14 protein-coding genes and 1 pseudogene are annotated in these 15,013 nt (G+C 53.6%); 11 read left to right on the forward strand and 4 right to left on the reverse strand.

Annotated elements, in window-relative coordinates; genetic code table 11:
- Positions 1-31: 31 nt before the first annotated feature.
- Positions 32-439, reverse strand: coding sequence for a lactoylglutathione lyase (gene gloA, locus AU511_RS02830; RefSeq protein ID WP_094099840.1), 408 nt, complete (start codon positions 437-439; stop codon positions 32-34).
- Positions 440-754: 315 nt separating this feature from the next.
- Here gloA and AU511_RS02835 point away from each other — a divergent pair, with 315 nt between their 5' ends.
- Together AU511_RS02835 and slyA are read left to right on the forward strand one after the other, a co-directional pair.
- On the forward strand, positions 755-994 hold the full coding sequence (locus AU511_RS02835; RefSeq protein WP_094108704.1) for a DUF1289 domain-containing protein: 240 nt from the start codon (positions 755-757) through the stop codon (positions 992-994).
- Between the two features lie 180 nt (positions 995-1,174).
- A complete protein-coding gene (gene slyA, locus AU511_RS02840; RefSeq protein WP_026740287.1) occupies positions 1,175-1,612 on the forward strand; it encodes a transcriptional regulator SlyA in 438 nt (145 codons plus the stop codon).
- 143 nt (positions 1,613-1,755) lie between these two features.
- Here the strand turns inward: slyA and AU511_RS02845 are convergent, their stop codons facing one another.
- Positions 1,756-2,223: an outer membrane lipoprotein gene (locus AU511_RS02845; RefSeq protein WP_094108705.1), complete on the reverse strand. Its 468-nt coding sequence runs from the start codon at positions 2,221-2,223 to the stop codon at positions 1,756-1,758.
- Positions 2,224-2,562: 339 nt separating this feature from the next.
- Between AU511_RS02845 and anmK the strand changes: the two genes are divergently transcribed.
- The 5 genes from anmK to pdxY all read left to right on the forward strand — a co-directional run bounded on the left by anmK (position 2,563) and on the right by pdxY (position 7,299).
- Positions 2,563-3,678 carry an anhydro-N-acetylmuramic acid kinase gene (gene anmK, locus AU511_RS02850; RefSeq protein ID WP_094108706.1) on the forward strand — a complete coding sequence of 372 codons (1,116 nt, stop codon included), beginning with the start codon at positions 2,563-2,565 and terminating at the stop codon, positions 3,676-3,678.
- A gap of 75 nt (positions 3,679-3,753) precedes the next feature.
- A complete protein-coding gene (locus tag AU511_RS02855; RefSeq protein WP_094108707.1) occupies positions 3,754-4,062 on the forward strand; it encodes an MliC family protein in 309 nt (102 codons plus the stop codon).
- Between the two features lie 94 nt (positions 4,063-4,156).
- On the forward strand, positions 4,157-4,858 hold the full coding sequence (gene pdxH, locus AU511_RS02860) for a pyridoxamine 5'-phosphate oxidase (protein WP_094108708.1): 702 nt from the start codon (positions 4,157-4,159) through the stop codon (positions 4,856-4,858).
- Positions 4,859-5,072: 214 nt separating this feature from the next.
- Complete coding sequence (tyrS, locus tag AU511_RS02865; RefSeq protein ID WP_094099845.1) at positions 5,073-6,350, forward strand: tyrosine--tRNA ligase; 1,278 nt, start codon at positions 5,073-5,075, stop codon at positions 6,348-6,350.
- An 85-nt stretch (positions 6,351-6,435) separates the two neighbouring features.
- Positions 6,436-7,299 (forward strand): pyridoxal kinase PdxY, encoded by an 864-nt coding sequence (gene pdxY, locus AU511_RS02870; RefSeq protein ID WP_094108709.1) that lies wholly within the window; start codon positions 6,436-6,438, stop codon positions 7,297-7,299.
- A 72-nt stretch (positions 7,300-7,371) separates the two neighbouring features.
- Here pdxY and gstA read toward each other — a convergent pair whose 3' ends face one another.
- Positions 7,372-7,986 (reverse strand): glutathione transferase GstA, encoded by a 615-nt coding sequence (gene gstA / locus AU511_RS02875; RefSeq protein WP_094099847.1) that lies wholly within the window; start codon positions 7,984-7,986, stop codon positions 7,372-7,374.
- Between the two features lie 431 nt (positions 7,987-8,417).
- Here gstA and acnA point away from each other — a divergent pair, with 431 nt between their 5' ends.
- Together acnA and AU511_RS02885 are read left to right on the forward strand one after the other, a co-directional pair.
- Complete coding sequence (gene acnA, locus AU511_RS02880; protein ID WP_094108710.1) at positions 8,418-11,102, forward strand: aconitate hydratase AcnA; 2,685 nt, start codon at positions 8,418-8,420, stop codon at positions 11,100-11,102.
- Between the two features lie 116 nt (positions 11,103-11,218).
- Entirely contained in the window at positions 11,219-12,835 is a 1,617-nt protein-coding gene (locus AU511_RS02885; RefSeq protein WP_094108711.1) for an ABC transporter substrate-binding protein, read from the forward strand.
- 54 nt (positions 12,836-12,889) lie between these two features.
- Here the strand turns inward: AU511_RS02885 and ribA are convergent.
- Positions 12,890-13,515: pseudogene (gene ribA, locus AU511_RS02890) on the reverse strand (GTP cyclohydrolase II).
- A 234-nt stretch (positions 13,516-13,749) separates the two neighbouring features.
- Here ribA and pgpB point away from each other — a divergent pair.
- Together pgpB and AU511_RS02900 are read left to right on the forward strand one after the other, a co-directional pair.
- Positions 13,750-14,529: a phosphatidylglycerophosphatase B gene (gene pgpB / locus AU511_RS02895; RefSeq protein ID WP_094108712.1), complete on the forward strand. Its 780-nt coding sequence runs from the start codon at positions 13,750-13,752 to the stop codon at positions 14,527-14,529.
- Positions 14,530-14,706: 177 nt separating this feature from the next.
- Positions 14,707-15,012, forward strand: coding sequence for a LapA family protein (locus AU511_RS02900; RefSeq protein WP_094108713.1), 306 nt, complete (start codon positions 14,707-14,709; stop codon positions 15,010-15,012).
- The last annotated feature ends 1 nt before the right edge of the window (position 15,013 follow it).

A 15,013-nucleotide genomic window follows, 5' to 3' on the forward strand; every position in this document is an offset into this window, starting at 1 on the left:
GGACGCAGCACGCGCCCGACAGTGGGGTAGGTTAGTTGCCCAGGCCCTGGCCGGCATGGTTGTTTTCAATCAGCTCGATTTTATAGCCATCAGGATCTTCAACGAAGGCGATGATGGTGGTTCCGCCTTTTACTGGACCTGCCTCGCGAGTCACCTTTCCGCCGTCCCGGCGAATGCGCTCGCAGGTCGCAGCCACGTCGTCCACGCCCAGCGCGATGTGACCATAGGCCGAACCCAAATCATAGCTCTCAACGCCCCAGTTATACGTCAACTCAATCACGGCTCCTTCGCTTTCTTCCGTATAACCCACAAAAGCCAATGAATAGCGGTATTCCGTATTTTCGCTGGTGCGTAACAGGCGCATGCCCAATACCTGGGTATAAAAGTTAATGGAACGTTGTAAATCGCCAACGCGCAGCATGGTATGAAGTAAACGCATAATGTCCTCTCATTCGGCTTTTGTCAGTCACCATCCTCGTGTACCACGGGAAATAGCCTGCAAAGTATAGCGGTCATAAAACTTTGAGTCCAAATCATTATTTTTCAATGTGTTAAAACTTTGTTTAATGAACGAAAATTCGCTTTTGTGATTTTAGGGTTTTCATCGACAGAAGACTATCAGACCTGTTATGGTCTGCTAAGAATTGGGTTGCGGTTAGTCAATTATCTGAACTATTATTCCGGATATCCGCAATGAACGCTTGCCTGCCATTGCGAACAACGGTTCAATAAAGGGATCCGACGAGGAGGTCCCGTGGCTGAGCAGCTTGAACTTTTCCCTGTACCCAATCCCTGTCGTGGTATCTGCCAAGCTAATGAACGTGGGTTTTGCCGCGGTTGTTTCCGTAGTCGGGCCGAACGTTTTAACTGGGCACGGATGAGCGATGCTGAAAAACAGAATATTTTGAGGCTGTGTCGGCAAAGAATGAAGCGTTACGAGAGAGTAGAACAACAATTAACAACGACTGCGCCAGATCAACCGCCCTTGTTTTAATGTTTGTTGTGATGTTTAATGCCAAAAATTAAGTGTGAGATCATTTTTAATTAATTATTATTTGATAAGATCTTCATACGTTTTTAGAACAAATTTTAACTTCTTATTTTCTTTTCTATTAAATCAGAAATGGTTGCAATCCAGGGATATAACTTAGTCTGCTAATTATAAGGAGAGGTGATGGAATTGCCATTAGGATCTGATTTAGCTCGGTTGGTACGTGTTTGGCGCGCTTTGATTGATCAACGTTTAAAGCCTTTGGACTTGACCCAGACACATTGGGTGACTTTGCATAATATACATGAACTCCCGCCCGGACAGTCTCAAATACAGCTGGCGAAAGCGATTGGTATTGAGCAGCCTTCATTAGTTCGCACGTTGGACCAACTGGAAGATAAAGGGCTGATCACGAGACATATTTGTACTCATGATCGACGTGCAAAGCGTATTCTTTTGACTGAAATGGCTGACCCAATCATTGTGGCGGTGAATGACGTTATACAACAAACGCGCAGTGAAATACTGGATGGTATTACGCCAGAGGAAGTAAATAAATTAACTGTTATTATATCTCGATTGGAAAAAAATATACTTTCATTACATGAGAGCCAGTCTTAATTAAATGCATTTCTAAAATGTATAAGTAATAGCGATTTATTTGTGCCATCGTTTATTGACGAGAGTTGGCTGAACGGTTTATCAACGATTAATTGAAGCACACAATCACCACCCCTTTGGGTGGTGATTGTGTTTGTTTGAGTTTAACGGGGGGAAACCGTCAGGGTTCGGCCGTTGTTTGCCATTGCTACGCGTTGACCAGAGTAAAACCGGGTATTGCCTTGTTTCTGAACCACCATGATGGTGCTGCCATCATCCCGGCGAATTTCCAGTTCGACGCCTTGCGTCCGGTTAGCTGCGCCTTCAATGCTCGACCCAGCCACTCCACCTGCGACTGCGCCGGCGGCGGTTGCCAGGCTACGTCCTGCGCCACCGCCGATAGTATTCCCCAGGAATCCGCCCAGCACAGCGCCGCCTACAGCGCCGATGACGTTGTTATCCTCGCCGGCCTGAATTTGCACCGGACGGGTGGATACGACCGTACCGTAAGTCACGGTCTGGATCTGCTTAGCTTCCGATGCGCTGTAGACATCGCCTGATAACGTGCTGGTGTTTGCGCAGCCAGCCAATGTGACGCTTGCGATGGCAATGACAATGAAACGCTTCATCATAAAAAACTCCTAATGACTATGTCGGGCTGGCACAGCCGGGTGCCGGCGAAAGGTATGTGTTTAGATTATGGTCTGTTCTTGGTGTCATTCCACTTTTGAACACTAAGTTAGAACACTGCGCTTAAATTGATGATAAACACGCGAGCAAGTTCCTGAATCAACTCCATTAGGTCGTCATTTTTGTCAAATTCAGGCGTGTTGATAAAAATGACGATATCGGAATACTGTATTTCATGTCATCAAAAAAGGTAACCTGCTTTTTTGGTTGATTATTTTTCTAAGACCCTCCATTAGCAATAAGACTAACTTACTGTTAACTATAGGCGCAGGTAAGCAGACATGCAGTCAGGAAGATATATAGGAGTAATGTCAGGCACTAGCCTTGATGGCGTCGATGTCGTGCTGGCTGAGATAAGCGAAGGGCGCGTGGTTCAACTGGCCAGTTATTGCCATCCCATGCCGGAAACGATGAAAAAAGCAATTCTTGGCATGTGTCAGGGACAGGCGGTGACGTTGTCAGCGGTGGGGCACTTAGACACCCAGTTGGGCCGGCTTTTCGCCGAGGCGGTCCAGACGCTGCTGACGCGGGTTTCACTGCGTGCGCGAGACATTACGGCTGTCGGTTGTCATGGGCAAACGGTGTGGCACGAACCTCTAGGCTTGGATCCATGCACGATCCAACTAGGCGATAATAACCGGATTGCGGCCGTCACCGGCATCACGACGGTGGGGGACTTCAGGCGGCGCGATATGGCGTTGGGGGGGCAGGGCGCGCCGTTAGTACCGGCTTTCCATCATGCGTTGCTGAGCAGCGACGCAGAACGGCGGGTTGTCCTCAATATCGGCGGTATCGCCAATCTTTCCCTCCTGCTGCCAGGCCGACCGGTCACCGGCTTCGATACCGGCCCAGGCAACATGCTGCTTGACGCATGGATTCTCAAGCATAAGTCACTGCCTTACGACAAAGACGCCGCATGGGCACTTGGCGGAAGCGTGAATAATGGGCTGTTGAAGAGAATGCTGAGCGACCCTTACTTCTTATTGCCTGCCCCCAAGAGTACGGGACGAGAATATTTCAATCTGCAGTGGCTTGAACACCAGTTGGCGACATTCCCTGAAATTGAACCCGCCGATGTACAGGCAACACTTGCAGAGCTGACCGCCATCAGCATTGCACAGCAGATAACCCAGTCCGGTGGGGCCGAAAGACTACTGGTATGCGGCGGCGGGGCGCGGAATCCCCTCTTAATGCAGCGTCTAACGGCCCTGTTGCCGACCACTGCCGTTAGCACGACCGATGCATTCGGCATTAGCGGCGATGACATGGAAGCCTTGGCTTTTGCCTGGCTGGCCTACCGGACGCTCTCGGGATTGCCCGGAAATTTACCGTCCGTGACCGGCGCGTGCCGGGAAACGGTGCTGGGCGCGATCTTTCCTGCCAGCTCTCACGAATAGGACTTTGCTGAGCTCATCCCATCTGACCGGTTGGTAGACTGCTTTCCAGGTGAACGATCACGATGGGAGAGAAAGATGAACAGACTGTTAATGATGGGGATGGCGCTGACGCTGTTAAGCGGATGCAGTCACTTTAGGCAGGCTCAGGATAGTGTCACGCACTATCAATGCGGGACGATGCCGTTGACTGTGACCCAAACGCAGGGTCAGGGTCGTGAACAGATCGCGTTCTTCCTCGATGGCGAACGGCACCGCTTAACACAGGTAGCCAATGAGTCCGGAACACAGTACGGCGATGATAAGTATACCTTTGTTCGAAATGGCAATCAGGCGGCAATCCAGAGGGACGGCAAGCTTATCGTGGATGATTGCGTGCTGAAGTAGCGGACGATATAGGGGGGCATCAACGTTGAGATTTTCACCCGCCGGGCGCAGAATGATTTTACTTTGATACCCGTTTGTGTGATGGAAGGATGCAATGACAACGGAAAATGAACCCTCACGTAATACGATAGCGATAGCGCCCGATGCCGCCGCCGCGCATATCGATATCGCGGATTTACGTCGCGAATATACCCAGGGCGGGCTGCATCGCCACGATCTGACAGAAGATCCGTTGGATATGTTCGAGCGTTGGTTAAAACAGGCCTGCGACGCTCAATTAAGCGATCCCACCGCGATGTGTGTCGCGACGGTCGATGAAACGGGCCAACCCTATCAACGCATTGTGCTGCTGAAACATTTCGACCGTCAGGGGATGGTGTTTTATACCAATCTCGGTAGCCGCAAAGCGCAGCAGCTGGCTAACAACGCTCGTATCAGTCTGCTTTTCCCATGGCAGATGCTGGATCGCCAGGTGGCGGTGCTCGGCCGAGCGGAAAAACTCCCGACGCTGGACGTATTGAAGTACTTCAATAGCCGCCCCAAAGATAGCCAAATTGGCGCCTGGGTATCGAGGCAGTCCAGTCGTATCTCCGCACGCGGCATTCTTGAAAGCAAATTTTTGGAATTGAAACAGAAATTTCAACACGGCGAAGTGCCTCTGCCCAGTTTTTGGGGCGGTTACCGCGTGCATATCGACAGCATGGAATTTTGGCAGGGCGGAACGCACCGTCTGCACGACCGTTTTCTGTATCAACGCCAGGAAAATGGCTGGCAAATAGACCGTCTCGCGCCGTAAGGGACGAAAACCTGCACATGCCTCTGGCGCTCCCGCTAACCGCGCTTTATTCTATGGCGTTTTCTGCCGCGCTCGGCGACCGGCGGCTTATCGTATAGCATCAGATTCGACGGTTATCCTTTGTTCCAACGTTGTTGGAATTACGGCACCAGTACGTTGCCCGGCAGCTCAACGTCGGGGAAACGACACGATTTTTTATAAAATGGAGTTCTCAATGGCGAGTAGTAACCTGGTAAAACAATTGCAAGAGCGGGGCCTCGTGGCTCAGGTGACGGATGAGGAAGCGTTAGCAGAGCGACTGGCGCAAGGGCCGATTGCACTGTATTGCGGTTTCGATCCTACCGCCGACAGCTTGCATTTGGGGCATCTGGTTCCGCTGCTTTGCCTGAAACGTTTCCAGATGGCGGGCCACAAGCCGGTGGCGCTGGTGGGCGGGGCGACCGGCCTGATCGGCGACCCGAGCTTTAAAGCGACTGAACGCAAGCTGAACACCGAAGACACGGTGAATGAGTGGGTGGAAAAAATTCGACGTCAGGTTGCGCCGTTCCTGGACTTCGACTGTGGCGAGAACAGCGCGATTGCCGCCAACAACTATGACTGGTTCGGCTCCATGAACGTGCTGACGTTCCTGCGTGACATTGGTAAACATTTCTCTGTGAACCAGATGATTAACAAGGAAGCGGTCAAACAGCGTCTTAACCGCGATGACGTCGGTATTTCTTTCACCGAATTCTCTTACAACCTGCTGCAGGGTTACGACTTCACCTCGCTGAACAGCGCGCACGGGGTTGAGCTGCAGATCGGAGGTTCCGATCAGTGGGGCAACATCACGTCCGGTATTGACCTGACGCGTCGTATGAATCAAAAACAGGTCTTCGGCCTGACGGTTCCGCTGATCACCAAAGCAGACGGCACGAAATTCGGGAAAACCGAAGGCGGCGCGGTGTGGCTGGATGCCAGCAAAACCAGCCCGTACAAATTCTACCAGTTCTGGATCAACACCGCCGATGCGGATGTCTATCGCTTCCTGAAATTCTTCACCTTCCTCAGCATTGAAGAGATCAATGCGCTGGAAGAAGAGGACCGCAACAGCGGCAAAGCGCCGCGTGCACAGTACGTACTGGCCGAGCTGGTGACGCAGATGGTGCATGGCGATGAAGGTCTGGCCGCGGCGCGTCGTATTACGAACAGCCTGTTCTCCGGCGCGTTGCAGGACATGACGGCGGAAGACTTCTCCCAGCTGGCGCAGGACGGTATGCCAACGATCGAACTGGAAAAAGGCGCCGATCTTCAGCAGGCCTTGGTCAGTGCTGAGCTGGTTCCATCCCGTGGGCAGGCGCGGACGATGATTTCATCCAACGCCGTTTCCGTAAACGGTGAAAAGCAAAGCAATGCGGAATACACCTTCAGTGATGAAGACCGCTTATACGGGCGTTACACGCTGTTGCGCCGAGGCAAGAAACATTACTGTCTGGTTTGCTGGAAAGCCTGATCGTTTTTGAAGGGAGCGTGATGCTCCCTTTATTCATTGAATAACGAGAAAAATCGCAACACAGGGGCAAGGGTAGCTATCGTTGATGAAAAATATACTGTCGATCCAGTCTCACGTCGTCTTTGGCCACGCCGGTAATAGCGCCGCCGAGTTTCCGATGCGACGCATGGGCGTCAATGTCTGGCCGTTGAATACGGTGCAGTTTTCCAATCATACCCAGTACGGACAGTGGACCGGCTGTGTCATGCCTGCCGAGCACCTGACAGAGATAGTTCAGGGCATTGGCAACATCGACCGACTGAAGGACTGTGACGCGGTATTGAGCGGCTATATCGGCTCCCCCGAGCAGGGCGCGCATATCCTGGATATCGTCCGCCAGGTCAAGGCGGCGAACCCCAATGCGATCTATTTCTGTGATCCGGTGATGGGCACGCCCGAGAAAGGCTGCATCGTTGCCCCCGGCGTGACGGACTTCCACTGTCACCAGTCGCTGCTGGTCAGCGACGCTATAGCGCCCAACTTACCTGAACTGGAGCTCCTGAGCGGACGCACGGTACACAACGTGGATGCAGCGGTATCGGCGTGTCGTGAGCTGTGTCGGCGCGGGCCCAAGCTGGTGTTAGTGAAACACCTGAGCCGCGCGGCCTATCGTCAGGACAGCTTCGAAATGCTGCTGGTGACGGCGACGGAGGCTTGGCACATCAGCCGCCCGCTAGTGGATTTTGGCGAAAAACAGCCCGTGGGCGTGGGCGATCTGACCAGTGGTTTACTGTTAGTGAACTTGCTTAAAGGCATTGCGCTGGAGAAAGCGCTGGAGCATACCACCGCAGCCGTATACGAGGTCATGCTCATGACGAGCGAGATGCAACAGTACGAGCTGCAGCTGGTGGCGGCACAGGATGGGATCGCTCGTCCGCGCCATCATTTCCAAGCCGTCCGTCTCGGTTAAGACGTTATCGGACAACTGAAAAAAGGGGAGAACGCGATGTTCTCCCCTTTTGTGACTTGAACAATGGGTCACTCAGGTAATCAGCTCAAGTCCTTCCGCCGTCATGGCTTTTTCAACGGACGGCCGACAGCCTACACGCTCAATGTAGTTGTTCAGCGCCGGGAAAGTACTCAAATCGAACTTCAACTTATGCGTCCAGCGGGCGATGGTGAACAGATAGGCATCGGCGACGCCAAACCGGTTGCCGATAAGATAGTCGTGCTCGCTCAACACCCTATTCAAATAGTTGAATCGTTGTTTCAGGTAGCTTCTCATCAGGTCTTTGTAAGACTCGGGGGTGCCTGAGCGGAACAGTGGCGATACCGCTTTGTGCACTTCCATCGCGATGTAGTTCAACCACTCGATGGCATGGTAATGATGGATGGTGTCAGGGGGCGCAATGAGATTGTATTGCGGCGATTTATCCGCCAGATAGAGCCCGATAGCGACGGCTTCGGTGAGGACGCTGCCGTCGTCCAGCTCCAGCGCCGGGACTAAACCTTTAGGTGCGATGTGCAGATAATCCCGGCCTTGTTCGGTCCTTTTGGTGTGCAGGTCCACCCGTTCCAGCGTGAAGTGCGCGCGCGTTTCGCACAAGATGATATGAGGAAACAGCGCGGAACTGCCAGGGGTGTAATAGAGTTTCATACGTCGTTCCTTCCGTAAAAACTGCCATTTAATTTGATGTATTGTTCTTGTTGTTAGCTGCTTAAGTAAGGTGGCGAGTTGTCCTTGAGGCGTAATAGGCATTGCCTCGCTTATTATTTACAGTAAAAATTAATTTTTGTCTGCTCTTCCAGGCGCCAATCTGCGCGCTATATAACCGAATTTCTCTCGACTTTCTCGCCACATGCCGAAGGTATCGCCGTATTTTCAGCCCATGCCTGTCGTTATGATAACGGCCATTGTTATAAAAACGTTATTTTTTGTTTGTGTTATTTTTAAATAAGACCACAAGCAGATGCCGGTTATTGTCTACCGGCGGCCATCAGTCATGGCTCTCATACCCGCTGGCGCGAACGTCCTGCTCTGCCCCACGGCACCCCGCAGGACAGTCACGGCATTAGCCCGGAGGAAGCATGTCAATACAACGTTGTAATGCCTGCATGGAAACGCTGACCGCGGGTCAGCACACCTATCATTTCTTTAGTCTGGCGCTGGCCGCGGAGCGGTGGGGTAATATCGACGGCTTACCCAAATCCCTCAAAGTGTTATTTGAAAATGTGCTGCGATTCTTCGACGGCGGTAGCGTAGGTGATGACGATATGCGTGCGCTGGTCGCGTGGCAAGCCAGTACCCACGGAGATCGAGAGATCGCCTATCGACCGGCTCGCGTGCTGATGCAGGACTTCACCGGCGTCCCCGCAGTGGTTGACTTGGCGGCGATGCGGGATGCCGTTCGGCGCCTCGGTGGCGATGTCGACAAGGTTAATCCTCAGGCCCCGGTTGACCTGGTGATTGACCATTCGGTGACTGTGGACCATTTTGGCGAAGAGGGCGCGCTAGCGGAAAATACACGGCTGGAAATGACGCGTAATCATGAGCGGTATGCATTTCTGCGTTGGGGGCAGAAAGCCTTCCGTCACTTCAGCGTGGTGCCGCCCGGCACGGGAATTTGCCATCAGGTGAATCTAGAGTATCTGGCTAAAACCGTCTGGTTCGAGCAGGACGGAGAGCGGCGAATCGCCTATCCGGATACGCTGGTCGGTACAGACTCCCATACAACGATGGTGAATGGTTTGGGGGTCTTGGGCTGGGGCGTCGGGGGTATCGAAGCTGAAGCGGCGATGTTAGGGCAGCCCATATCCATGCTGATCCCAGACGTCGTGGGATTTAAATTGACGGGACGGCTGCGTGAAGGCATCACCGCAACCGATCTGGTGCTGACGGTCACTCAGATGCTGCGTAAGCATGGCGTAGTAGGAAAATTCGTGGAGTTCTACGGCGACGGCCTGGCCTATTTACCGCTGGCCGATCGGGCGACATTAGGCAACATGGCCCCGGAGTACGGCGCAACCTGCGGCTTTTTCCCCGTGGATGAGGTGACGTTGAATTACCTGCGTCTGACCAATCGCAGCGAAGAGCAGATTGCGCTGGTGGAAAATTACTGCAAGCGGCAGGGACTGTGGCGCAATCCAGGCGACGAACCTCGCTTTTCCAGCCAGCTTGAACTGGATATGTCCGAGGTCGAAACCAGCCTGGCGGGTCCCAAACGCCCGCAGGATCGCGTCGCCTTGGCCGATGTCCCCGCGGCCTTTCAGGCTAGCTGTGAACTGGATCTAAATCGGAAGCCACCGCAGCAGGCCCCAGCGCCGAACAACTCGCCGGTGGGTGAAACGCAGGTATTGCGGGACGGCGCTGTGGTTATCGCGGCAATCACGTCCTGCACCAACACCTCCAACCCGAATGTCTTGATGACGGCGGGCCTGCTGGCGCGCAACGCGGTGGCGCGCGGACTGCGTACCCGCCCGTGGGTGAAAACCTCTCTCGCGCCAGGCTCGCGAGTCGTCACGGAATATCTGGCGCGTGCCGGGCTTACCGCTGCGCTGGATCGGCTGGGCTTTAATCTGGTGGGGTATGGCTGCACCACCTGTATTGGCAACTCCGGGCCGTTGCCTGCGCCGATTGAAGCCGCGATCCGACAAAGCGACTTGACCGTCGGCGCAGTGCTGTCCGGCAACCGCAACTTTGAAGGCCGCATTCATCCTCTGGTGAAAACGAATTGGCTGGCGTCTCCACCGCTGGTGGTAGCCTATGCGCTGGCGGGGAATATGACGGTGGATCTCAGCCGGGAGCCGCTGGGTAAGGATGACAAAGGCCAGCCGGTTTATCTGCGTGATATCTGGCCATCCGCGAAAGAAGTCGCGGAGGCGGTTCAACTCGTCAGCACCGATATGTTTCGCCGTGAGTACGCCGAAGTCTTTTCCGGAACGGAAGAGTGGAGGGCGATAGCGGTTGGCGACGAACCGACTTATCGCTGGCCGGCTGATTCCACTTACATCCGCCAAACGCCGTTTTTCAATACGATGCAGATCGCCCCGGAGCCGGTAAAAGACATTCATGGCGCCAAAATCCTCGCTATTCTGGGCGACTCCGTCACCACCGACCATATTTCACCTGCCGGGAATATTAAGGCTGACAGTCCGGCGGGGCGCTATTTGGAGGCGCATGGCGTGGCGCCAGACGCGTTCAACTCCTACGGTTCTCGTCGGGGAAATCATGAAGTCATGATGCGCGGGACGTTCGCCAATATTCGAATTCGCAATGAGATGGTGCCGGGTACGGAAGGGGGGTATACCCGACATATTCCCTCGCAGGAAATTCTGGCGATTTACGACGCCGCGATGCGCTATCAGCAGAAGCAGATCCCGTTGGCGGTCATTGCAGGCAAGGAGTACGGCTCCGGGTCAAGCCGAGACTGGGCCGCTAAAGGCCCCAGCCTGCTGGGCGTTCGCGTGGTAATCGCAGAAACATTTGAGCGTATTCACCGTTCCAACCTGATTGGCATGGGGATCCTTCCCTTGGAGTTTCCCGCTGGTGTGACTCGTAAGACGCTAGGGCTGCGCGGTGGGGAGCGTATCGATATTGCAGGGCTGATGGAGTTGCAACCCGGCAGTACGGTGGCAGTGACTATCACCTCAGAGGAGGGGAAAGCCCAAACGGTGAGCACCCACTGCCGTATTGATACCGGTAACGAACTGACTTACTACCGTCACGGCGGCATTTTGCACTACGTCATCCGCAATATGCTGAACCAAAAGTGACGTTGTCACCTGGGATAAATAAGGTCATAGGAACGTCCTCTTGTTGAAGGTCAAATAATCGCGTATCACTGAGGCCGCAGTTTTTAACCATCACATCGTGTAAGAGGGAAAACACAATGGCAAAGGAACATCTGAGGCTGGTGGTGATGCTGGGCGCGTTGAGCATGGGGGCCGCAGCGGAGGCGGCGGTAGTCCCCGCTGGCACCGTGCTGTCGGACAAGCAGGAACTGGTGCGCGGCAACGGTTCGGAACCTGCGACGCTGGACCCGAATCGGGCGGAGAGTGACGTAGAATCCAATATTATCCATGACTTCTTCGACAATCTGATTTGGGCGAAAGATGACGGCACCTTTAGCGGCGGCATAGCAGAACGCTGGGAGAACAAGGATTATCGGGTCTGGACTTTCCATCTGCGGCCGGGGTTAACCTGGTCCGACGGAAGTCCGATCACCGCTGACGACGTCGTGTTCAGCTGGCGTCGTCTCAGCGATCCGAGAACGGTGTCTCCGTACCAGTCGTTTATTCAAAGCATGCATGTGCTGAATGGAGAGGCGATTACTCGTGGCGAAAAGGGACCCGAGACGCTAGGTGTTAAGGCGCTGGATCCGCAAACGGTGCAAATTACGCTTGATCAACCCCTGTCTTACTTCTTGTCGATGGCCGCGCATTATGTATTATCCCCGCTGCCAAAAGCGGTAGTCGAAAAGTATGGCGAGAGGTGGACGCAGCCAGGCAACTTCGTCAGCAGCGGTCCTTATACGCTCAGTGAGTGGGTGGTTAACGAAAGGCTGGTCGGAAAGCGCAATCCGCGCTACTGGGATAACGCGCATACGGTGATTGATAAGGTAACCTATCTGCCTATCCCGTCGCCGACCGCAGAGACAAACCGTTTTAAGTCCGGCGAAATCGATATCACCAATACCTTGCCGCCGCAGTTGTTTAAGTCTCTGCAGCAGTCGCTACCGGGTCAGGTCAAAATTTCGCCTTTCCTCTCCACCTATTTCTATAAATTTAACACGCAAGTACCGCCGTTTAACGACGCGCGCGTGCGGCGTGCGCTCGATTTGGCATTGGACAAAACAGTGATGGCCGAGAAGGTGATGGGCATGGGGGAGAGACCGGCTTACAACCTGGTTCCGCCGGGGATGGCGGGCTATACCAGCAACCAGCCGGCCTGGGCTGACTGGACCCAGCAGCAGCGCATTGCTGAGGCAAAAAAACTGCTGCAGGAAGCCGGCTTCGGCGCGGGTCATCCTTTGCGCTTCGAACTGTTGTACAACACGTCTGAGGCTCATCAGAAGCTGGCGATAGCGGCCAGCGCCATGTGGAAACAGTCACTGGGCGTAGAGGCTAAACTGGTCAGTCAGGAGTGGAAGACCCTGCTGGATACGATGCGCAACGGACGCTTCCAAGTAGTGAGGTCATCATGGGTTGCGGACTACAACGAGCCGTCGACCTATTTTAATACCCTGCGCAGCAATGACAGTAACAACCAGGGCAAGTTCAGCAATCCCGCCTTCGATGCGTTGCAGGACGAAGCGATCAATGCCGGAAGTCTGGAAACGCGCAATGCGAACTACCATCAGGCGGAAGCGATCCTCCAGCAACAAATGCCGCTGATCCCGATTTACTATTACGTGCGTAGTCAACTGGTCAAACCCTACGTAGGAGGATTCAAAACCGACCTGCAGGGGAATTTCTACACGCGGGATTTTTATATCATCAAACACTAAGCTACTAAGCCCGGTACAGCCTAACTGTTTAGGTTGTACCCGGTGTTGTGATGACTATTTGTTTTCCAGCAGATGACCCATCTTGGCGGCTTTGGTCGCCATATAGCGTTCGTTTTTCGGATTTTGACCTACGATCAGCGGCACACGTTCGACGATGTTGATGCCTGCTTCGGTCAGTATTTTCACCTTTTGCGGATTATTCGTCAGCAACCGTACCTGCGCTACGCCCAACAGCTTGAACATATCCGCACATGGCGTGAAGTCTCGCTCATCCGCGGCGAAGCCAGTTGGTGATTCGCCTCAACGGTGTCAGCGCCTTTATCCTGCAATGCATAAGCGCGAATCTTGTTCAGCAAACCGATGTTACGGCCTTCCTGACGATGATAAAGCAGTACCCCGCGACCCGCCTCGGCGATTTGATTTAATGCGGCTTCCAGCTGAAAACCACAGTCGCAGCGCAGACTAAACAGGGCGTCGCCCGTCAGACATTCGGAATGGACGCGGGCCAGAACGGGCTCGGAGCCGGAGATATCGCCATACACCAACGCAAGATGGTCATGCCCGGTCGCTGTTTCTTCAAAGCCTACCATCAGGAAATCGCCCCACGGAGTGGGTAATTTGGCCTCGGCGACCCGTTTTAGCTGCATGTTAATCTCCAACAAAAAAAAGACAGAGTGCATCCTACTACTTTTGCTTGAAACCTCTATAGCAGGCTAACAAAAGACCGGATGAATGACGGTTTTTTAAACGGGTGGGGCTTATGAGAGGCGAAACAAAGCCTACACTTTAACTCACTAAGCCGTTGACGTAACCGAAAGGTATTTTACGTCATACTAAACGCCTATGTCCTCTTTTCTGATAATATCGGAAAAATTTTATTGGCCTGATATCCCTCTGAATTATAGGGAGAATTGATGTACGGAATCACTAAAAGAGTTACCATCGGCGCGCTGTTGCTGCTGATTATGCCCCTCGGGGTCTGGCTGAGCGGCTGGCAGTGGCATCCGCACCTGACTGGCGGGTGGCTGCGGGTGCTGTTTTGGATCACGGAAACAGTGACGTCACCCTGGGGTGTCGTTACGAGTATCGTGCTGTCGCTTTGGTTCTTGTGGTGCCTACGTTTTAGCCTGAAACCGACGCTGGGCGTGTTCGCTATTCTTATCGTGACCATTGGTATCGGGCAGGGAGTTAAATCGGCGATCAAAAGCTGGGTACAAGAACCCAGACCTTTTGTCGAGTGGCTGGAAAAAAGCCATCAGATCGATGAGTCTCATTTCTACTCGTTGCCGCGATCCGAGCGGTCGGCATTGGTTAAAAGCCAATTGCATGATGATCCACAGTTGCCCAAATGGTTACGTCGTCATTGGCAGGCGGAAACCGGCTTTGCATTCCCGTCGGGGCATACCATGTTCGCCGCCTCTTGGGCGCTATTGGCGGTCGGCCTGCTGTGGGCGCGTCGCCACTACATTACTGTAGCGATAGTGATGGCGTGGGCGATGGCCGTCATGGGGAGCCGTTTAGTGCTGGGGATGCATTGGCCTCAGGATCTGATGATGGCGACAACCATCAGCTGGTTGCTGGTCTTGGTCGCGACCGGGCTGGCATCTCGATGGTGTGGGCCACTGACAGCGGCAGAGACCGAGGCTGAGCATGAAAAACGAGCGGTGACGTTGTCACAGAAGGGTGATGCTTAAGCCTGCCGCGTGTACGATGATGCGCTACGCACGCGGAAACTCGTATTCCAGCGACTCGCGCGGCGCTCTTTTCCTCTCGAGTTTCCCACGTCGGGGTGGAAGTGCTAACTTAAATGGGGTCCGTTGCCGATTTCGGCATAATTCATTTTATTTCAAGCGATATCACAGGAAAAAGACGTGAAATATTTGCTGATTTTTTTAATGGTGTTGGCGATCTTCATTGTGGCTATCACGCTGGGCGCCCATAACGATAAAGTTGTGACCTTTAGTTACCTCATCGCGCAGGGGCAATACCGTCTGTCTACGCTGTTAGCGACGTTATTTGCCGCCGGTTTTGTCCTGGGATGGGTCATTTGCGGACTGTTTTATCTGCGTTTACGCATTGCGCTAGGCCGTGAACAACGTAAAATCAAACGTCTTGAGCAGCAACTGCCCGACTCGGATGAGAGCAAAACGGTCTCTCCCGAGCCTGTGACTCACTAAG

Source organism: Lonsdalea iberica, from assembly GCF_002111585.1.
Classification (GTDB): Bacteria; Pseudomonadota; Gammaproteobacteria; order Enterobacterales; family Enterobacteriaceae; genus Lonsdalea; species Lonsdalea iberica.